This is a genomic window from Candidatus Nealsonbacteria bacterium DGGOD1a, assembly GCA_022530585.1.
In the GTDB taxonomy this organism is placed as follows: Bacteria; Patescibacteriota; Minisyncoccia; order Minisyncoccales; family UBA5738; genus UBA5738.
This window is the reverse complement of sequence record CP092821.1, coordinates 703,630-720,544: the sequence shown is the minus strand read 5'-3', so window position 1 is coordinate 720,544 and position 16,915 is coordinate 703,630. Positions and strand designations below refer to the sequence as shown.

Sequence of the window (16,915 nt, the reverse complement as noted above, 5' to 3'; positions counted from 1 at the left end):
TAAGCTCTTCTACTAGAAGGCCGAAATGGAGGTTAAAAATTGGCAAAGTCGATAATAATCGATCCTTCCAAAAATATTACGAAGGTTAGTCAGCTTGTTAATGATAAACATCAAGTTGCCGCGACGATTGGTTTTTTCGTTGGTTTAGTTAGATGGATTGGCGAAAAACCAGAGATATTGGTCCGGCGACGTACGGCAAAAGATTCTCTCTACGATGTGGATCTTTCTGGAAAGAATGAAGCGATTGGGGGCGCGCAATCGTTCGCCGATTTAACGAATGGATATTATTCATCCATTGCGGCAACGATTGTGCGCGAAGCAAGAGAAGAAGCTGGTCTTGATTTGTCCAACTGGAGAAAAGAGGTAGGTTTGACTGAATCGCCATTTGTGTTGATACCGGCTCAGTTAAGCAAGGAAGATGGCACGAATGATTTGGCTCTTATTATGCCTACGAGATTTTACGACTCGCAAAGGACGAGCGTATACGAGGAAAAACTTAAGAGCGGAGCGGTAAGTTGGCTTACAGCAGATGATTTGCAGAATCTAACTGTGCCAATTATTTCTCTGCGAACTCGTGTTATGCTCTGGCAAGCTCTTCGCTATGTTGAGTTGGATAGCGTAATACACCTTTTGTGAGTTGAGAGACATTTTAAAACATTTTTTCCTTTTTAGGGATTTAAATGAAATGTCTTTTTATTTTTGCTTGATTTTGATACCATAGAGCTATGCAAATACCAACGATGGAGAAAATTAAAGATGCGGGCCGCCAGATCGGGGAAAAACACGGGTTGAGGCTTGTGGTGCTTTATGGTTCGGTGGCCAAGGGGATGGCCAAAGAGGATAGCGATGTTGATATCGCGGTTTTGGGGAAAAACTTTTTGCAGTTTAAAGAAATTATTGAGATAATTGATGAATTCACGGCCGCGTTGCAAAGCAACAAGATTGATGTTAAATCGCTACACCACGCTGATCCGCTTTTCCGCCATCAGGTAATGGAAGGCGGAATATTGCTATATGGCGACGAGCTTGATTTTATTAAATTTAAAATTTATGCTTTTCGCGATTATGTGGAAAGCAAAAGCTTGTTTGACTTGAAAGAAAAGATGGTTAAAAAACGGCTTAAAATGATATGATCAATAAAAATTTTGTAATTGAAAAGGTAAATTTGATGACCGCCGGGTTGGAGCAATTGGCCGGATTTTCCAAAATGGCGCTTGTGGAAATTGCGGGCGACTATATAAAATATTCGGCGTTGAAAAATATACTTATGGAAACAATCGGCCGCGCGATTGACATCAACGAATATCTGATAACCCAATTGGCGGATCCAAAAATCGAGGCGCCAAAAACTTACCGCGACGGTTTTTTGGCAATGGGGAAGTTTGGAATTTTACCGCCGGATTTTGCGCAGGAAATTGCCAAGAGCGCGGGATTTCGCAACGCGATCGTTCACGAATACAATAATTTGGATAAAAGCGGAGTTTATGAAACCGTGGGCCAGGCGATTGATCAATATAATAAATACTGCGAACTTGTTATGCGGTATATCAATTCGGTTGAATGATGGAAAATAACAGCAATGATGTGACGCGGGATGTGACGATGGTTCACTTCCTTTTGATGTTCGGGTACAAGCTGTTTTCGGCTTATTTTCCTTTGTATTTGGCGGCGCAGGGATTGAGTTTGCCGCAGATCGGGTATTCTTATCTGCTGATCTATCTGCCGATCGCGCTTTTCGCGCCCTTTGCCGGATTTTTATCGCGCAAGGCCAACCCGGCGCTGTTGATGATGGTCGGTATTGCCGGTTACGCCGCCTATGCTTTGGCCATGGCGGTTGACGGCAATATCGGGATTTTTTTTGCCGCGCAGATAATGCTGGGCGTGGCGGCGTCGCTGTTTTTCACATCGTCGCGCATTTTGATGATGGCTTATCCGTCCGCCAATGTTGAACGCGGTTTTTCTTGGTTTTACAACGCGCCGCTTTGGGCGGATATTGCCGCGCCGTTGATCGGCGGTTTTTTGATTTGGAAAGTCGGATTTCCTCCGGTTTTCGCGATCAGCGTGGCGATAACTTTGGCGGCGTTGGCGACTGCCGGGGCGAAATTGTGGCGCGCGGCGGCGGAATTGGATCATCGGAGCATTTCAATCGGCAAATGGCTGGTGAAATGGGGGAGTCTGGTTAAAGAAGCGGCGCGGCCGCGCGCGCTTCCGTATCTGGCGGTATCTTTTTCGGTGTTGTGGCTGGGCGGGCTCTACGCGGCATTTTTTGTTTTGTTTTTGAAAAATTTTCTCGCATGGAGCCAGAACGCGGTGATTTTTTACGCGGCGGCATCGTCGGCGTTTTTTTCGGTTGTTTACATTCTTTTCATCCGGCCGCGGCAAAGCGACGCGGGGGAGAAAAGCGTGATGGCGGGCGCGACCGTTGCGGGGTTGTTTTCGATATTTTTCGGTTTCCCGGCGGTGTGTTTTAATTATGTTTCGGTTTTTGCCGCGGATTTTTTCAAAGGCGCGGGATCATTTGTCTGCAACGCCGGCCGCTCGTCGTTTGTCGCGCGCAAATTAAAGAAAGATCCTGAAGAAGCCGGCGCTTTGGACACAATGTTCGCGCCGCTGGGGGTCGCTCTCGGCTCTTTGGTCGCGGGTTTGCTGATAGACCCGCTGGGTTTTCAATGGCTTTTCTTTTCCGGAGGGGCGGCGGTTTTATCGGTAACATTCGTTTCATGGATTTTCATTGCCAAAAAATAGCTAATAAGCTAGAGTAAAAGAACGAAAATATCGAAAAACTATGAAATTAGGAATTGACTTGGGAACGAGGAATTCATTGGTGTTTGTGCCGAAAAAGGGAGTGGTTCTGCAGGAGCCTTCCGTGGTTGCGGTTGATCTGGACGAGAATAAAATTCTGGCCGTGGGGCGCGAAGCCAACGAGATGATCGGCCGGACTCCGGACGCTATCCGGGTTTACCGGCCGATGAAAGACGGAGTTATCGCCGATTTTGTCGTAACGCAGGCGATGATACGCTATTTTATCAACGAGGTTTCGGGAAAGTTCCATTTTTTCAAGCCGGAGCTGGTAATCAGCGTGCCGGCCGGAATCACTTCCACCGAACGCCGCGCCGTGCTTGAAGCCGGGATGAACGCGGGCGCCAAGGCGGTTTATCTTTGCAAGGAACCGATCCTTTCGGCGATCGGCGCCGGGATTCCCATTCACTCTTGTTCGGGCAATATGATCGTTGACATTGGCGGCGGCACCACGGAAGTGGCGGTGATTTCGCTGGGCGGGATCGTTAATTTTCAGTCGTTGCGCGTGGCGGGCGATAAAATGGACGCGGCCATTGCCGATTATGTGAAGCGAAAGCATAATTTGGCCATCGGCGACCAGACTACCGAAGATATCAAAATCAATATCGGCACGGCGATTCCCGAAAAGGACCCCAAGGTGTTGGAGATTCGCGGCCGCGATTTGGTGAGCGGATTGCCGCGCACCGTTAAAATAAATTCAAACGAAGTGTGCGAATCGGTGCAGGATTCGCTGGTCGAGATTATGCAAACGATCAAAGCGGTTTTACGCGAAACGCCGCCGGAACTTTCCGCCGATATTATGGATAAAGGCATGGTGCTGGCCGGCGGATCCAGCCTCTTGGCGAACCTCGCGGAACTGGTTACCAATTCCATCGGCGTGCCCTGCGCGGTGGCCGATAACGCGTTGCTTTGCGTGGCCAAAGGCACGGGCGCGGTTTTGGAAAATCTCGACTTCTATAAAAAGAGCATAATGACTAAAAAGTAATATATCCGACAAGTATCGCTTTGGATTAATTTAAAATTGAAAAATCAAAATGGAAAATGGCAATGTAAAATTATAAAATGTCCCAAAACCGACATTTTAGCATTTTTCCGCCAAAGGACGGATGTTCCTATGGCGTAACTTGTCATTTTGATCTTTGGTTTTTACATTTTCAATTTTGTGTTTGTTGGGCATTCAAAACAACTTCAGTCTCTTGAAGCGGCCAAGGATAATGGCCGTTTGGGCCATGCCTACATATTCAGCGGGCCGTCCAAGGCGGGCAAGAAAACCGCGGCCTTGGAATGGTTGTCGCGGATTTTGGGAACCAGTCTTGCCGAGGGCGCGGCGCACCCGGATTTTTTGTTCGTGAAGCCGCTGATTGATTCTAAAACCGGCAAAACGGCCGGAGAAATTACGGTTAACCAAATTCGCGGGTTGATCAATAAGCTGTCGTTTAAGCCGGCGTTGGGGCCATATAAAGCGGCGGTCGTTGATAATGCCGAACTGATGAACGGCGAGGCCCAAAATTGCCTGTTGAAAACCCTTGAGGAACCGCCGGGCGACGCGATCATTGTTTTGGTTACGCAAAATTCGCAACGCCTTCTGGAAACCATCCGGTCGCGCTGCCAGACCGTGCAATTTAATTTTGTGCCGGAAAAGGAAATGGAAATTATGGCGAAAGATTTGATTTTAAAAAGCGGCGATAAAATTGATGAAACGCTTGCCGGGGAGATCGTGGAACTATCTTTCGGCCGGCCGGGGAGATTGGCCGAGTTTATCGCCAACCCCGAACAATTAAAAAAATGGCGGGCGAACGCCAAGGAGTTTGCCAAAATCATCAACGCCGAATTGCCGGAAAAATTCGCTTATGCCAAAAAAATCACCGATATTGAAAATGAAGACGCGAATTTGGATGAAATCATGGAAATTTGGCAATTCCATTTCCGCAAGCTGATGTTGGAAACATTGAATAAAACCGAAAACGGGGATGTTGCGTGGGTCGGACCCACGCAGAAGAATCCCTTGCGTGGGTCCGATCCACGCGAAGAGACAACGGCCAAAGCCGCAGGAGCAAGACTCCTGCGAGATTCGCAGGAGTCTTGCTCCTGCCAAGCTAGCGCGCCATTCGTGTTTGGCAAAACAAAAGAAAATCCCTATACATTGGAGAAAATCGCCGCCATATTGAAGAAAATTCACGATCTGAATGTGACTTTAACGGCAACCAACGCGAATCCGAAACTGGCAATCGAGAATTTTATGCTGGATATTTAATTTTTGTCAAGATTAACAATAAAATGGGGTGTGGTATATTGAAGATGTTGGGAATACGGGTGAAAATGCAAAATCAAAATGCAAGTTACAAGAGGTCGCACCTCGGCGAGTACGCCGAGGAGCGACCTCTCTTGAATGCGAAATGCAAAAGATAAAATTCTTTAATTAAAAATCTATGGATTATAAAGAAGTAATCAAAAGAGTTCAGCCGGAGTTCGACAAGGCAACGGTTTATTTGGATCGGGAATTGGCCAAGATTCGGACCGGAAGGGCGAGCGCGTCGATCATTGAAGATATGGTGATCGAGTGTTTTGACCAGAAGTTTCCGCTGAAACAGCTGGCGATGATTTCGATTCCGGAGCCGCGGCAGATCGTGGTTCAACCGTGGGACAAATCTTATTTCGAGCCGATACAAAAAGCCATTGAATCGTCGCAACTGGGTTTGTCGCCCGCGGCCGAAGGCGCGGTGATCCGCATTACGATGCCGGATTTGACCAGCGATTACCGCCAGAGTTTGGTGAAAGTGATTTCCAAAGTGCAGGAAGACACTCGCCAAGCGATTCGCCGGGCGCGCGATGATGCTTGGTCGCAAATACAGAGACTGGAGCGCGAAGGCGAAGTTCGCGAAGACGATAAATTCAGAGCCAAGGACGAACTCCAGAAATTGATTGACAACTACGGCAAAAAGATCGAAGAGGCCGGAGACAGGAAGAAGAAGGAAGTCTCCGAATAAAATTTTCAATTTTCAATTACCAATTTTCATTGAATTTTCAATGGAGCAATGTGCCAAATAAAATGCGATTTTTGCTTTTGTTTGGGAAATTGTAATTTGGAACATTCATTGAAAATTGATACTTGAAAATTATTTTAAATGATCTCAACCATTTTACTTGTTTTTTTCAGTTTGATCGGTTTGATTACGCTCCACGAGTTGGGGCATTTCGCGTTCGCGCGCAAATTCGGGGTTAAAGTTGAAGAATTCGGAATGTTTTTGCCGCCGCGGATCTGGGGTAAAAAATTCGGTGAAACGCTTTATTCCATCAATTGGATTCCCGCGGGCGCGTTCGTGAAATTGCAAGGCGAGGACAGCGCCGAGAAAGACGATCCGCGCAGCTTCGGCTCCAAACCGATCTGGCAGAGAGCGCTGATTATTGCCGCGGGCGTGATTTCGTTCTGGCTGGTGGCGGTGGTTATTTACACTTTTGTGTTTTTATCCGGCGCGATCGAGCAGGTTGACGACAGCGATCCGGCCGCCGATGCCAAGGTGCAGATAATTTCAATTTCCGCGGATTCGCCGGCGCAGGCCGCGGGATTGCAAATGGGCGATATTATTGTCGGGGTCGGGAGAAAAGATAGCGGAGAACGGCTCTCGCCGGTTGATAAGATCGGGCAAGTGCAGGAATTCGCCGCGGAACGCAAAGGCGAAGAGATCGCCATGGAAATCCGTCGCGCCGGCCAGAATTTGGAAGTGGCCATCACGCCGCGCGTCGATCCGCCGGCCGGACAGGGCGCCATGGGTATCGCGCTGATACGCACGGCGCAGAAAACTTACACATGGTGGCAGGCTATCGGTAACGGATTTCTGGCGACATGGAATATGACCATCGGCGTGTTTGACGGTTGGGGCCAGATAATCAGCCGTTTGGCGAACAATGAAGGAATGCCCGAAGGCGCGCAAATGGTGGGGCCGGTGGGAATAATGGATATGATGGCTAAGCAGGCTGAAATGGGCGCTAGCTACTATTTGCAATTCGTGGCGATGATCTCGGTTTATTTGGCGGTTTTCAACGCGCTGCCGATTCCCGCGCTTGACGGCGGCCGGCTGATGTTTTTGGCCGTTGAAGCGGTCAGGAGAAGACCGGTTTCGGAAAAGATTGAGCAGTTGTTAACAATGTTTTTCTTCGCGGCTTTGATGCTTTTTGCCATCATTGTCACGGTGCAGGATGTGAGGCGATTATTCTAATAAACTAAATTATCCGGTATGAGGCAGTCTCAACTTTTCACCAAAACTCAAAAAGAAGTTTCCGGGGACGAAACCAGCGCGGGTACGCGATTGTTATCGCGCGCCGGTTTTATTGATAAAACCGCGGCCGGGGTTTACACGATTCTGCCGCTTGGTTTGCGGACGCTTCAAAAGATCGAAAAGATCATTGCCGCCGCGATGGACGGGCTGGACGCCCAGCGCGTGATTATGCCCGCGCTTGTACCCAAGAAAAATTGGGAAACCACCGGCCGCTGGAATTACGACCTTTTTAAACTCAAAGGCGCCGGAGGGGAGGAATACGGGTTGGCGGCCACGCTTGAAGAAGTGGTTACCCCTTTGGCGAAGAAATTCGCTTTTTCCTATAAAGATTTCCCTTTTGCCATTTACCAGATTCAAACCAAATTCCGCAATGAATTGCGCGCCAAATCCGGATTGTTGCGCGGCCGGGAATTTTTGATGAAAGATTTATATTCTTTTCATATCGGCCAGAAAGACTGCGATGAATATTACGAACGGGTGAAGGAAGCGTATTTTTCGATCTTCAAGCAAGCGGGCATAGTTCAGGATACTTATTTGACCTTATCGAGCGGCGGAACTTTTTCCAAGTTTTCCCACGAATTCCAAACCGCCACGGAAGCGGGCGAGGATTTGATCTATCTTTGCGATAATTGCGGGATCGCGATCAATCGCGAAATAAAATCCGAATATCCGAAGTGTCCGGAATGCGGCGGCGAGAAATTCAGCGAGAAAAAAACGATTGAGGTTGGAAATATCTTCAAGTTGGGAACAAAATTCAGCGGCGCGTTCGGTTTTGAAGCGACCGGCGGCGATGGATGCAAATTGCCGGTTTTGATGTGTTGCTATGGCATTGGTTTGACGCGCGTGATGGGCACGATCGCCGAAATTTGCCATGACGACGCGGGAATCGTTTGGCCCGCGGCGGTTGCGCCATTTGCCGCGCACTTGATAGAGTTGGAATCAAAAGACGAAGAGACCAATCGCCGGATAAAAGAAACCAGCCAAAAAATTTGCCAAGATTTACAAAAAAATGAAATCGAAGTACTATACGATGACCGGGCGGGCAAATCCGCCGGGGAGAAATTCAAAGACAGCGACCTTTTTGGCATACCCAACCGGATCGTTGTTGGCGCGAAAACGCTGGAAAAAAACAGCGTTGAATTAAAAAAGCGCGGCGAATTGGAAATTAAATTGATCGGTTTGGGCGAGATCGCGGACTATAAATTTTAGAAAAATGAAGATGAAATTCTGGGATAAATTAACCAAGTTATTCTCCGAAGATATGGCCATTGATCTGGGCACGGCCAATTGTGTGGTCTATGTTCAAGGAAGGGGGATTGTGATGTTTGAACCGTCGGTGGTGGCGGTCAATCAGAAAACCGGCCAGATTTTGGCAGTGGGCGAAGAAGCCAAAAAAATGGTGGGCCGCACGCCGTCGCATATTACGGCGGTCAGGCCTATGCGCCACGGAGTGATTTCGGATTTTGAAGTTACCGAACAAATGTTCCGTTATTTTATCGAGAAAGCGCGCAAACGGCGGCTGATTTTCAATATGAGGCCGCGGGTGATTGTGGGCGTGCCGGTCGGGGTGACGGAAGTGGAAAAAAAAGCCGTGATTGACGCCGGCCGTTCCGCGGGCGCGCGCGAAGTTTATTTGATTGAAGAACCAATGGCTTCGGCAATCGGCATTCGTTTGCCGATACAGGAAGCGCAGGGAAGTTTTGTGGTTGATTTGGGCGGCGGCACCACCGAGATCGCGGTAATTTCATTGGGCGGCATCGTATTGGGAAAAAGTTTGCGGATTGCCGGAGACAAGCTCTGTGAAGATATAATGCAATTCGTTCAGGACGAATATAAATTACTTATCGGCGAACGGATGGCCGAGAACATTAAAATAGGCATTGGTTTGGCCTATTCTTCGGATAGCGCCGCGGGCAAGGCCGGATCCGCGGCGGCGAAAAAAGAAAAACCCGTCAAACGCGATTTTAAAATGCGCGGCCGCAATTTGGTGACCGGTTTGCCCGAAGAAATCGTGATTTCCGAAGATGAGATCCGGCGCGCGATTGATAAATCGGTGCGCCAGATTGTCAATGAAATTAAGATGGCCATTGAAGAAACGCCGCCGGAACTGGTTTCCGACATTATGGCCAACGGCATCTATTTGTGCGGCGGCGGTAGCCAGTTGCGCGGTTTGGACGAGTTGATCGCCAAGGAAACGCGGATGCCGGTGAAAACCGTGGAAGATCCCAAAACCAGCGTCGTCCGCGGCGCGGGCATGGTGCTGGAAAACCTTGACCAGCTCCGCGAAGTCCTGATCGAAACCAAAGAATTGGAACCCCCGAAGTAATTTTTGCATTCGTATTTGTATTTGAGGTCGTTCCTCGGCGTACTCGCCGAGGTGCGACCTCGGCAAACTGCATTTGAATTTGTATCAAAACGCCCCGCGAAAGCGGGGCGGCGTTGTAAAAAGAAAAGGAAAAATTTTAATAAACATAATCCACTTTTTCATTGCTTGGGTCGCAATTACCTTGCGATCCAAGTTTTCCGCTTCCCCTGCAACCGGAGCAGGGGTGGGTTACATCGTGGCTCTGACTTACGGGGTATTTAACATACCCCTTCCCGCTACAATAAGGGCATTTTTCCATGTTTTGATGATAGCATAAATAATTGATTTTGTCAAGATTAACAAGGAAGGAAATTTGGGTTATAGTTTGATTATGAAAAAGGTGAATATTTATCAAAAATATCAGGGGAATAAAATTCCTTTATTGGTGGAAAAGGGTCAAGATGGCTTTTTTGTGGTTGTTTGTCCGATTTTTTCGGGTTGTTACACCCAAGGCAAAACCATTGAAGAGGCAATGGCGAATATCCGCGAGGCGATTGAGTTGGTTTTGGAAGAGAAAGAAAATCGTGATAGATTGGATGCGTACGCGCGGAATGAAATGAGATTGGAAACGATAACTTTGTAAAAAATATGCGCTTGCCATTAATTTCGAGCCAGGAATTAATTAAGGCGTTGGGCAAAATCGGTTATTCTCCGATGAGGCAGAGGGGAAGCCATATTCGATTAGCGTGTGAGGGGAAGCCGCCGATAACCGTTCCTAATTATCGTTTGCTTGATCGATCGCTTTTGAAAATGATTTTGCGCGAAGCAAATTTGAGTTTTATGGATATGATCAATTTGCTTGAAAAATAAAATGGCAAACAAAAAAAGAGAAATGGTTGATGAGCATTTGATGCATATCGTCAAAAACACCACGCCGCTCCAAAGAATGATTTGGCTGAAAAAGAGCGTTGCTTTTTGGAAAAAAATGGAAATTCAAAGGCAAAGCAAGCGCGCTGGGTCTGTTTTGTAGGCATTTGTCAAGATTAACAAGGGGCGGGATTTGGGGTATTATTAAGTATTGATTTTTGTTTGAATATTGAGAAATTGGATATTTATTGAAAATTGGTAATTGGAAATTGAAAATTAATTTTGTAATCAAAATTGCACTCATATGTTATCCAAACAAGAAACGCAACATATCGCCAAGCTCGCGCGGCTGGGATTGAGCGAGGAGGAGATAGTTAAATACCAAAAGGATCTTTCGGATATTTTGGGCTACATCGATAAACTGAAGGAAGTGGATATCGAGGGTGTGGCGCCGTTTACTCATTCGATCGAGGTGGCCAATGTTTTGCGTCCGGACGCGAAGATTGAAAGAACGAAAGAAGAGTTGGGAAAATTGAGGTCGCAGATGCCGCAAACAAAAGACGGTTATCTCAAGGTAAGGTCAATTTTTGAAACGAAAGCGGATTAGCGCGTATAATGGAACTATTATGGAATCAATAAAAGAGTTAACCGATTTAACCATCAATGAAGCCCATGAAGGATTGGCGGCGAAAAATTTTTCCGCGGTTCAACTGACCGAAGCTCATTTATCCCGGGCCGAGAAGGCCAATGAGGGGATTTTCGCATTTTTGAATATCGCGCGGGAATACGCGCTGGCGCAAGCGAGAATAATCGATCAAAAAATAAAAGATGGCGATGATTTGCCGACGCTGGCCGGAATTCCGATGGCGATCAAAGACAATATAATGGTTGACGGTTTGCAATGCACATCGGGATCGAAAATTTTGGAAAATTATATCGCGCCGTATGACGCCACGGTCATTAAGAAATTAAAAGAACGGGGCGCGGTGATTTTAGGCAAGACCAATATGGATGAGTTTGCCATGGGCAGTTCCACCGAAACTTCGGCTTTTGGCGCGACGCGCAATCCGCGCGATTTGGAACGCGTTCCCGGAGGTTCGTCGGGCGGTTCGGCGGCCGCGGTGGCGGCTCGCCAATGCGTGGCGGCGCTGGGTTCGGATACCGGCGGTTCCATCCGCCAGCCCGCGTGTTTTTGCGGCGTGGCGGGTTTGAAACCCACTTACGGCGCGGTGTCGCGTTACGGTTGCGCGGCCTACGCGTCGTCGCTTGACCAGATCGGGCCTTTGGCTAAAAATGTCGAAGACGCCCAAACGGTTTTTGAGGCGATCCGCGGCGCGGATCCGATGGATGGCACGGCGGTTGATTTTCAGTTAGATCCGGAGAAAAAACAGAAATACCGGGTGGGCGTTCCCAAGGAATATTTTATTAAAGGCATCGATCCGCAGGTTGAAGCGGCAATCCGGGCAAAATTGGACGAATATCAAAAGCTTGGCAACGAGATTGTCGAAATCAGCTTGCCGCACGCCGAATACGCCCTGGCTTGTTATTATATCATCGCGACTTCGGAAGCCAGCGCCAATTTGGCGAAATTCGATGGCATTCGCTATGGCTATTCGGCGCAAAAAGCGAAAAACATCAACGATATTTATCTGGAGAGCCGCGGACAGGGGTTCGGGCCGGAAGTGCGCCGCCGCGTAATGCTGGGAACCTATGTTCTATCGGCGGGTTATTACGATGCTTACTATGTGCGCGCGCAAAAAGTAAGGACGCTCATCAAACAAGATTTCGACAAAGCGTTTTTGGAGGTTGACGCGATCGTGGCGCCGGTATCGCCCACATTGCCGTTTAAAATCGGTGAAAACATTAACGATCCGCTGACAATGTATTTGCAGGATATCTTCACTGTTTCGATAAATTTGGCCGGGGTGCCTTCGCTGGCGATTCCGTGCGGCCGGATCGGCGATTTACCGGCGGGCTTGCAGATCATCGGCAAACACTTTGACGAGCCGACAATCTTTGAAATAGGCAAATCAATGTTCCGGCATATATGATTTACGCGGCGGCAATAATTTAAAATTTAAAAATCAAAATGAAAAATGACAATGTAAAGTTTAAAAATGTCTAAATTCCGACATTTTACATTTTTAACTGTCATTTTGATCTTTGTTTTTACATTTTTAACTGAAAATGGTTTTTAGCGACTTGGAAACAGTTTTATTTCCTCCCGTGACCGGATGGCTTTTGGTTGCCAAGATTTTTTTCATCCTTTTCAACATGGGCGTGCTCGCGTTCATGATTTATGTTTGGACGACCACGATTTATTTAAGGCGGCTTTTCATCATTGATCTGGTGGAATTCTTCACTTATCGCGCCTATACTTCGCGGCTTATCGATCACGATTGGATCAAGATAAAAAAGCGGCTTATAACAAAAAACGAATACGAATTTAAATTGGCGATCATTGAAGCCGATCTTCTGGTGAACGATGTTATGAACCGGGCGGCTTTCGCGGGCGCGAATTTGGCCGAAAAATTGGAAAACGCCGATCCCGAAAGGTTTTCCGATATTGACGCGATAAAGGAAGCCGACGGACTCTATCGAAAGATCGTTGCCGACAAAAACATCAAGCTGGATTATCCGACGGCCAAAATCGCGTTCCTTTCGTTTGAGCAGGCCTTGAAAGATATGGCGGCGTTCAGGGATAAATAGCCGCCGCCGGCCGCCGCGCCGTTTGAGCGGTGTTATTTGAGGTAACCCCTCACCGGGGAGCAAAAATAGCGAATTTGGAGGTCAATCCTCGGCTTGCGAGAGGTTTGACCTTCAAATTCGCGCCGGCCCTTACCGCAAATTCGTTGAGGATTGACCTCAAAATGCAAATTCTCGAGACTAACCTCAACAAATTTGCTCCCCGGTGAGGGGTTGCTATTTGAGTAGTTGACTGAAAACGGAATTTAAGGTAAAATCAACTGGTATTGGCGGTTTGTTTTTTTGCGCGCCGATATTGCGGGGTAGAGAAGTAGTATCTCACCAGTCTCATAAGCTGGAGGCCCTGGTGCAATTCCAGGCCCCGCGACAAACATCGCTGAAAAATTGAAGCCGGCGTAGCTCAGTGGCAGAGCGAGGTCTTCATAAGGCCGAGGTCGCTGGTTCGAATCCAGCCGTCGGCACAAAGGCGAAAGTTATCCGTGTTTTTCCCGTTCGGCGGGAATTATATTTTTGTTGAATATATTCGCGATTCATGATAAAGAATAGATTGTTATCGAATGGGCTAGTAGTGTAACCTGGTTATCACGCCTCCCTGTCACGGAGGAGATTACGGGTTCAAATCCCGTCTGGCCCGCATTTGCCTGCCATAGCTTTACGCGATGGCAGGTTTTGCTTAAGGAAGTTTTCCAAACCGGTATTTAGGGTCTGTTGCCGAATTGGCTTCAGAACGAAATTTTCAGATTTCGAGCGAAAAGAATGAAGAATGAGGAGGCATATTTAAGCTAAATCCGGCGGCGAATGATGAATTCTTTGCCGCCGAAAAATGGAAATTGCAGTTGAAGCCAATTCGGCAACAGACCCTTTATTGTCGGTATATTTTTTGTTAAAATGGGATATTGTTGTTAAATGAGCGTTGTTTGCCGCCAGGGTTTGTCTTTTGATCGAGAACCGGCGAAACTATGGGGGGAAATATAATACAACAAGAACTCGTCAAAGGCCGGTTGGCTTCGGTGATCAAACTGGTGGATTTTATGATTGAAGAGGCTCAATCCTTGCAGGCTTCGGATATTCATATTGATCCGCAGAACGAAACCATTCGCGTGCGGTACCGCGTTGATGGAGCGCTTAAAGAATTTCATAATCTGCCGATTCGTTTGTTGCCCGAAATCATCAGCCGCATCAAAATTTTATCCGGTTTGCGCACGGATGAACATCAGGCGCCGCAGGATGGCCGTTTTCGGATGATGATCGGCGGCCGGCCGCTGGATATTCGCGTTTCGGTGGCGCCGACTTATCATGGCGAGAACAGCGTTTTGCGCCTGCTTTCCGACAATGCCGAAGCTTTCACGCTGGAGAGTTTGGGATTTTCTCCGGAGAACGCCGAAAAAATCAGAATCGCCGTCCGCAAACCTTATGGGATGATCCTGGCCACCGGTCCGACCGGCAGCGGCAAAACCACTACGCTTTATACTTTGTTAAAAGCTTTGAATACCGAACAAGTTTCGGTTATTACGATTGAAGACCCGGTGGAATACGCGATTGACGGTATCCAGCAGATGCAAGTGAATTCGCGCGCCGGTTTGGCGTTTGCCGGCGGTTTGCGCAGTATTTTGCGCCAAGATCCCAACATAATTATGGTGGGCGAGATCCGCGATCCGGAAACCGCGGGTATCGCCGTGAACGCCGCGCTCACCGGCCACCTGATGCTTTCGACTTTGCACGCCAACGACGCGGCCACCACTTTGCCGCGCCTTTTGGATATGCGAATAGAAAGTTATTTGATCGCGTCCACGGTCAACATTGCCATCGGCCAGCGCTTGGCGCGCAAAATTTGTTCCAATTGCAAATCAACGCGCGCCATAACTTCCGCGGAGTTAAAGAGCTTGAGCGGAGTGATGCCTGGCGAAATTCTGGAAAGCCAAAGAGAGTTTTATTTTGGCCGGGGATGCGCCGAGTGCGGCAATACCGGTTACCGCGGCCGCGTGGGAATTCAGGAAGTTTTGGTTCCCGACGGTCCCATTCGCGAAGCGGTTTTGCGGAAAGCGTCCGCCGGAGAAGTTCGGCGGATCGCGATTGCCGAGGGAATGAAAACGATCGTTGAGGACGGATTTGCCAAAGCCCGGGACGGTATTACCACAATCGGTGAAGTTTTAAGAATGCTTTATGAATAAATCGTTTATGACGATTTGTTCACAAACTTCGTTTATGAATAAATCGTTTATGACGATTTGTTCACAAGCTTCGTTTATGAATAGTAAATTCAAAAATTTTTTCGAAGAAGAAATCGCCGTTCCGGTTCTGATTTTTTCGCGCAAGATTTTTACGGGATTCCGTGTTTTGAAAACAGCTATTAAGAAATGGCGCGCCGCGATCTTTTTCGGCATTGGAACCGATAAATCCGGGACGCTCGAATCCGGCGCCGTTTCCCGGATTGAATTTTTTCGTTTCAAGCCGAGAATGGCCGGAAACGAGCAGATCGTTTTCATCCGGCGGCTGGCGATTATGGCCAAGGCGGGTGTTTCAATCGTTGTCGCGCTGGATATTCTTAAAAAACAGGCGGTTTCCGAGGAATCAAAAAAAATCATCGGCCATTTGCGCGAGTGCGTGGAAAAGGGACAGCCGCTGGCAAGAGCGATGGAAAAATACAGAAATGTTTTCGGGAACTTTGGCATCAACATCGTGCTGGTGGGAGAAACAAGCGGCACATTGGCGCAAAATCTTGATTATCTTGCCGCCGAGCTCAATAAGAAACAGGAACTGCGCCGCGCCATCATCGCCGCGTTAATCTATCCGGCCTTTATCGCGGCGGCGACAATCGCTATCGTGATTATGCTGATTGTTTATGTTTTTCCTAAAATCCTGCCCATATTTTCCAGCTTCAAAGCCGAGCTTCCTTGGACGACCAAGATGATTGTTGCCGTATCCGGCGCCGTCCAAGCTTATTGGCCGTATTATCTGGCCGGGATTTTTTTCTTCGCGGGGATATGCGTTTTATTGTTGCGCAAGGAAGCGCCGCGCCGCGCCGCCGATCGGATGATCTTGCGCGTCCCTTTGTTGGGAAAGATGTTCCGCGGTTATTTTATCGCCAATTTCACCCGCACTTTCAGCCTGCTTTTGAAAAGCGAAATCGGTATCGTCCAAGCGTTGAAGATTGTAGGCGATACCGCGGGAAACTTGGCTTACAAGGAAGCGTTTAAGAAGATTGCCGAGGGTGTCGTTGGCGGCGGTTCGGCGGCCGAAAATATGGAAAAGGATAAATTGCTTTTCCCGCCGCTTGTGTCGCAGATGGTGGGAGTGGGCGAGATGACCGGCAATTTGGGATCGAGCTTGATGTATTTGTCGGAAATGTATGAAGATGAAATGAACAATTCCACCAAAAATCTCGCTTCGAGCATTGAGCCGGCGCTGATGATTTTTATGGGCGTGTTGGTCGGTTTCATCGCGATTTCGATAATTTCTCCGATTTATGGAATCACCCAAAGTTTGCATTAGCAAACCAAACCAGGGGCTTACCATGATTGAAGTCTGCCTTGCAATGGGTTTGCTGGCGATCATCGGTTCGCTGGGTTTGTTTATGAGTTCGGAAATTTTGCGCGGCGGTTCGTTTCACAGCGATCGCGATATGGTTGTCGGCGTTCTTCGGCGGGCGAGAAGCTTGGCGGTTAACAATGTATGTTCCGGCGCCGGTTGCGCGGATGGTAAATCGCACGGCGTTCATTTTGATCCGGCAAAAAGAGAAATTGTTATTTTTCAGGGCGGCGGTTACAGCGCAAGCGATCCGGCCAATGAAACGATTTTGTTTGATAATAAAACGGTTTATATCGACGCATCTTCATCCGTCGATATAATTTTTGACCGGATCAGCGGGAATTCAACGGCAACAACCATAATCCTGAAAGATGGCGCGGGGCATATTTCGGCCGTTGAAACTAATTCCGAAGGCCGCATTGATTGGCGATAA

At 48.0% G+C, this 16,915-nt stretch carries 18 protein-coding genes and 3 tRNA genes; all 21 read left to right on the top strand.

The window, feature by feature from the left end:
• Window positions 1-39: 39 nt before the first annotated feature.
• The 21 genes from L7H18_03560 (at window position 40) to L7H18_03460 (ending at window position 16,915) form a co-directional block, all read left to right on the top strand.
• A complete protein-coding gene (locus tag L7H18_03560; GenBank protein ID UMX47499.1) occupies window positions 40-636 on the top strand; it encodes a hypothetical protein in 597 nt (198 codons plus the stop codon).
• A 104-nt stretch (window positions 637-740) separates the two neighbouring features.
• Window positions 741-1,133, top strand: a complete 393-nt coding sequence (locus tag L7H18_03555) for a nucleotidyltransferase domain-containing protein (protein UMX47498.1) — start codon at window positions 741-743, stop codon at window positions 1,131-1,133.
• Window positions 1,130-1,564, top strand: a complete 435-nt coding sequence (locus tag L7H18_03550; protein UMX47497.1) for a DUF86 domain-containing protein — start codon at window positions 1,130-1,132, stop codon at window positions 1,562-1,564. The genes L7H18_03555 and L7H18_03550 overlap by 4 nt, the downstream gene beginning before the upstream one ends.
• The gene (locus tag L7H18_03545; GenBank protein ID UMX47496.1) at window positions 1,561-2,745 is read left to right on the top strand and encodes an MFS transporter; all 1,185 of its coding nucleotides are present in this window, start codon (window positions 1,561-1,563) and stop codon (window positions 2,743-2,745) included. The genes L7H18_03550 and L7H18_03545 overlap by 4 nt, the downstream gene beginning before the upstream one ends.
• Window positions 2,746-2,785: 40 nt before the next feature.
• Window positions 2,786-3,784, top strand: coding sequence for a rod shape-determining protein (locus L7H18_03540; GenBank protein ID UMX47495.1), 999 nt, complete (start codon window positions 2,786-2,788; stop codon window positions 3,782-3,784).
• Between the two features lie 177 nt (window positions 3,785-3,961).
• Complete coding sequence (locus L7H18_03535; protein ID UMX47494.1) at window positions 3,962-5,053, top strand: hypothetical protein; 1,092 nt, start codon at window positions 3,962-3,964, stop codon at window positions 5,051-5,053.
• Between the two features lie 175 nt (window positions 5,054-5,228).
• Window positions 5,229-5,786 (top strand): ribosome recycling factor, encoded by a 558-nt coding sequence (frr, locus tag L7H18_03530; protein UMX47493.1) that lies wholly within the window; start codon window positions 5,229-5,231, stop codon window positions 5,784-5,786.
• A 138-nt stretch (window positions 5,787-5,924) separates the two neighbouring features.
• Window positions 5,925-7,016 carry a site-2 protease family protein gene (locus L7H18_03525; GenBank protein UMX47492.1) on the top strand — a complete coding sequence of 364 codons (1,092 nt, stop codon included), beginning with the start codon at window positions 5,925-5,927 and terminating at the stop codon, window positions 7,014-7,016.
• A gap of 18 nt (window positions 7,017-7,034) precedes the next feature.
• Complete coding sequence (locus tag L7H18_03520; protein ID UMX47491.1) at window positions 7,035-8,285, top strand: His/Gly/Thr/Pro-type tRNA ligase C-terminal domain-containing protein; 1,251 nt, start codon at window positions 7,035-7,037, stop codon at window positions 8,283-8,285.
• A 10-nt stretch (window positions 8,286-8,295) separates the two neighbouring features.
• Window positions 8,296-9,402: a rod shape-determining protein gene (locus tag L7H18_03515; protein UMX48448.1), complete on the top strand. Its 1,107-nt coding sequence runs from the start codon at window positions 8,296-8,298 to the stop codon at window positions 9,400-9,402.
• A gap of 370 nt (window positions 9,403-9,772) precedes the next feature.
• The gene (locus L7H18_03510) at window positions 9,773-10,024 is read left to right on the top strand and encodes a type II toxin-antitoxin system HicB family antitoxin (GenBank protein ID UMX47490.1); all 252 of its coding nucleotides are present in this window, start codon (window positions 9,773-9,775) and stop codon (window positions 10,022-10,024) included.
• A 228-nt stretch (window positions 10,025-10,252) separates the two neighbouring features.
• Entirely contained in the window at window positions 10,253-10,411 is a 159-nt protein-coding gene (locus L7H18_03505) for a hypothetical protein (protein ID UMX47489.1), read from the top strand.
• Window positions 10,412-10,552: 141 nt separating this feature from the next.
• Window positions 10,553-10,855 carry an Asp-tRNA(Asn)/Glu-tRNA(Gln) amidotransferase subunit GatC gene (gene gatC, locus L7H18_03500; protein ID UMX47488.1) on the top strand — a complete coding sequence of 101 codons (303 nt, stop codon included), beginning with the start codon at window positions 10,553-10,555 and terminating at the stop codon, window positions 10,853-10,855.
• A 19-nt stretch (window positions 10,856-10,874) separates the two neighbouring features.
• Window positions 10,875-12,299: an Asp-tRNA(Asn)/Glu-tRNA(Gln) amidotransferase subunit GatA gene (gene gatA, locus L7H18_03495; protein UMX47487.1), complete on the top strand. Its 1,425-nt coding sequence runs from the start codon at window positions 10,875-10,877 to the stop codon at window positions 12,297-12,299.
• A 136-nt stretch (window positions 12,300-12,435) separates the two neighbouring features.
• Window positions 12,436-12,957 carry a hypothetical protein gene (locus tag L7H18_03490; GenBank protein ID UMX47486.1) on the top strand — a complete coding sequence of 174 codons (522 nt, stop codon included), beginning with the start codon at window positions 12,436-12,438 and terminating at the stop codon, window positions 12,955-12,957.
• A gap of 293 nt (window positions 12,958-13,250) precedes the next feature.
• Window positions 13,251-13,321: transfer RNA gene (locus tag L7H18_03485), tRNA-Met, on the top strand.
• 22 nt (window positions 13,322-13,343) lie between these two features.
• A tRNA-Met gene (locus L7H18_03480) sits at window positions 13,344-13,415 on the top strand.
• Between the two features lie 98 nt (window positions 13,416-13,513).
• Window positions 13,514-13,588 (top strand) — tRNA-Asp (locus L7H18_03475).
• Between the two features lie 325 nt (window positions 13,589-13,913).
• Window positions 13,914-15,125 carry a GspE/PulE family protein gene (locus tag L7H18_03470; GenBank protein UMX47485.1) on the top strand — a complete coding sequence of 404 codons (1,212 nt, stop codon included), beginning with the start codon at window positions 13,914-13,916 and terminating at the stop codon, window positions 15,123-15,125.
• Window positions 15,118-16,446 carry a type II secretion system F family protein gene (locus tag L7H18_03465; protein ID UMX47484.1) on the top strand — a complete coding sequence of 443 codons (1,329 nt, stop codon included), beginning with the start codon at window positions 15,118-15,120 and terminating at the stop codon, window positions 16,444-16,446. Before L7H18_03470 ends, L7H18_03465 begins: the two co-directional genes overlap by 8 nt.
• Window positions 16,421-16,915, top strand: a complete 495-nt coding sequence (locus tag L7H18_03460) for a hypothetical protein (protein ID UMX47483.1) — start codon at window positions 16,421-16,423, stop codon at window positions 16,913-16,915. Before L7H18_03465 ends, L7H18_03460 begins: the two co-directional genes overlap by 26 nt.

What these genes read in the sequence shown, in the direction of transcription:
- L7H18_03505 (UMX47489.1), top strand. Translation starts at nt 10,253, where the DNA reads ATGGCAAACAAAAAAAGAGAAATGGTTGATGAGCATTTGATGCATATC.
- L7H18_03460 (UMX47483.1), top strand. Translation starts at nt 16,421, where the DNA reads ATGGAATCACCCAAAGTTTGCATTAGCAAACCAAACCAGGGGCTTACC.
- L7H18_03555 (UMX47498.1), top strand. Translation starts at nt 741, where the DNA reads ATGGAGAAAATTAAAGATGCGGGCCGCCAGATCGGGGAAAAACACGGG.
- gatA (UMX47487.1), top strand. Translation starts at nt 10,875, where the DNA reads ATGGAATCAATAAAAGAGTTAACCGATTTAACCATCAATGAAGCCCAT.
- L7H18_03510 (UMX47490.1), top strand. Translation starts at nt 9,773, where the DNA reads ATGAAAAAGGTGAATATTTATCAAAAATATCAGGGGAATAAAATTCCT.
- L7H18_03545 (UMX47496.1), top strand. Translation starts at nt 1,561, where the DNA reads ATGATGGAAAATAACAGCAATGATGTGACGCGGGATGTGACGATGGTT.
- gatC (UMX47488.1), top strand. Translation starts at nt 10,553, where the DNA reads ATGTTATCCAAACAAGAAACGCAACATATCGCCAAGCTCGCGCGGCTG.
- L7H18_03540 (UMX47495.1), top strand. Translation starts at nt 2,786, where the DNA reads ATGAAATTAGGAATTGACTTGGGAACGAGGAATTCATTGGTGTTTGTG.
- frr (UMX47493.1), top strand. Translation starts at nt 5,229, where the DNA reads ATGGATTATAAAGAAGTAATCAAAAGAGTTCAGCCGGAGTTCGACAAG.
- L7H18_03465 (UMX47484.1), top strand. Translation starts at nt 15,118, where the DNA reads ATGAATAAATCGTTTATGACGATTTGTTCACAAACTTCGTTTATGAAT.
- L7H18_03550 (UMX47497.1), top strand. Translation starts at nt 1,130, where the DNA reads ATGATCAATAAAAATTTTGTAATTGAAAAGGTAAATTTGATGACCGCC.
- L7H18_03525 (UMX47492.1), top strand. Translation starts at nt 5,925, where the DNA reads ATGATCTCAACCATTTTACTTGTTTTTTTCAGTTTGATCGGTTTGATT.
- L7H18_03520 (UMX47491.1), top strand. Translation starts at nt 7,035, where the DNA reads ATGAGGCAGTCTCAACTTTTCACCAAAACTCAAAAAGAAGTTTCCGGG.
- L7H18_03470 (UMX47485.1), top strand. Translation starts at nt 13,914, where the DNA reads ATGGGGGGAAATATAATACAACAAGAACTCGTCAAAGGCCGGTTGGCT.
- L7H18_03490 (UMX47486.1), top strand. Translation starts at nt 12,436, where the DNA reads ATGGTTTTTAGCGACTTGGAAACAGTTTTATTTCCTCCCGTGACCGGA.
- L7H18_03515 (UMX48448.1), top strand. Translation starts at nt 8,296, where the DNA reads ATGAAATTCTGGGATAAATTAACCAAGTTATTCTCCGAAGATATGGCC.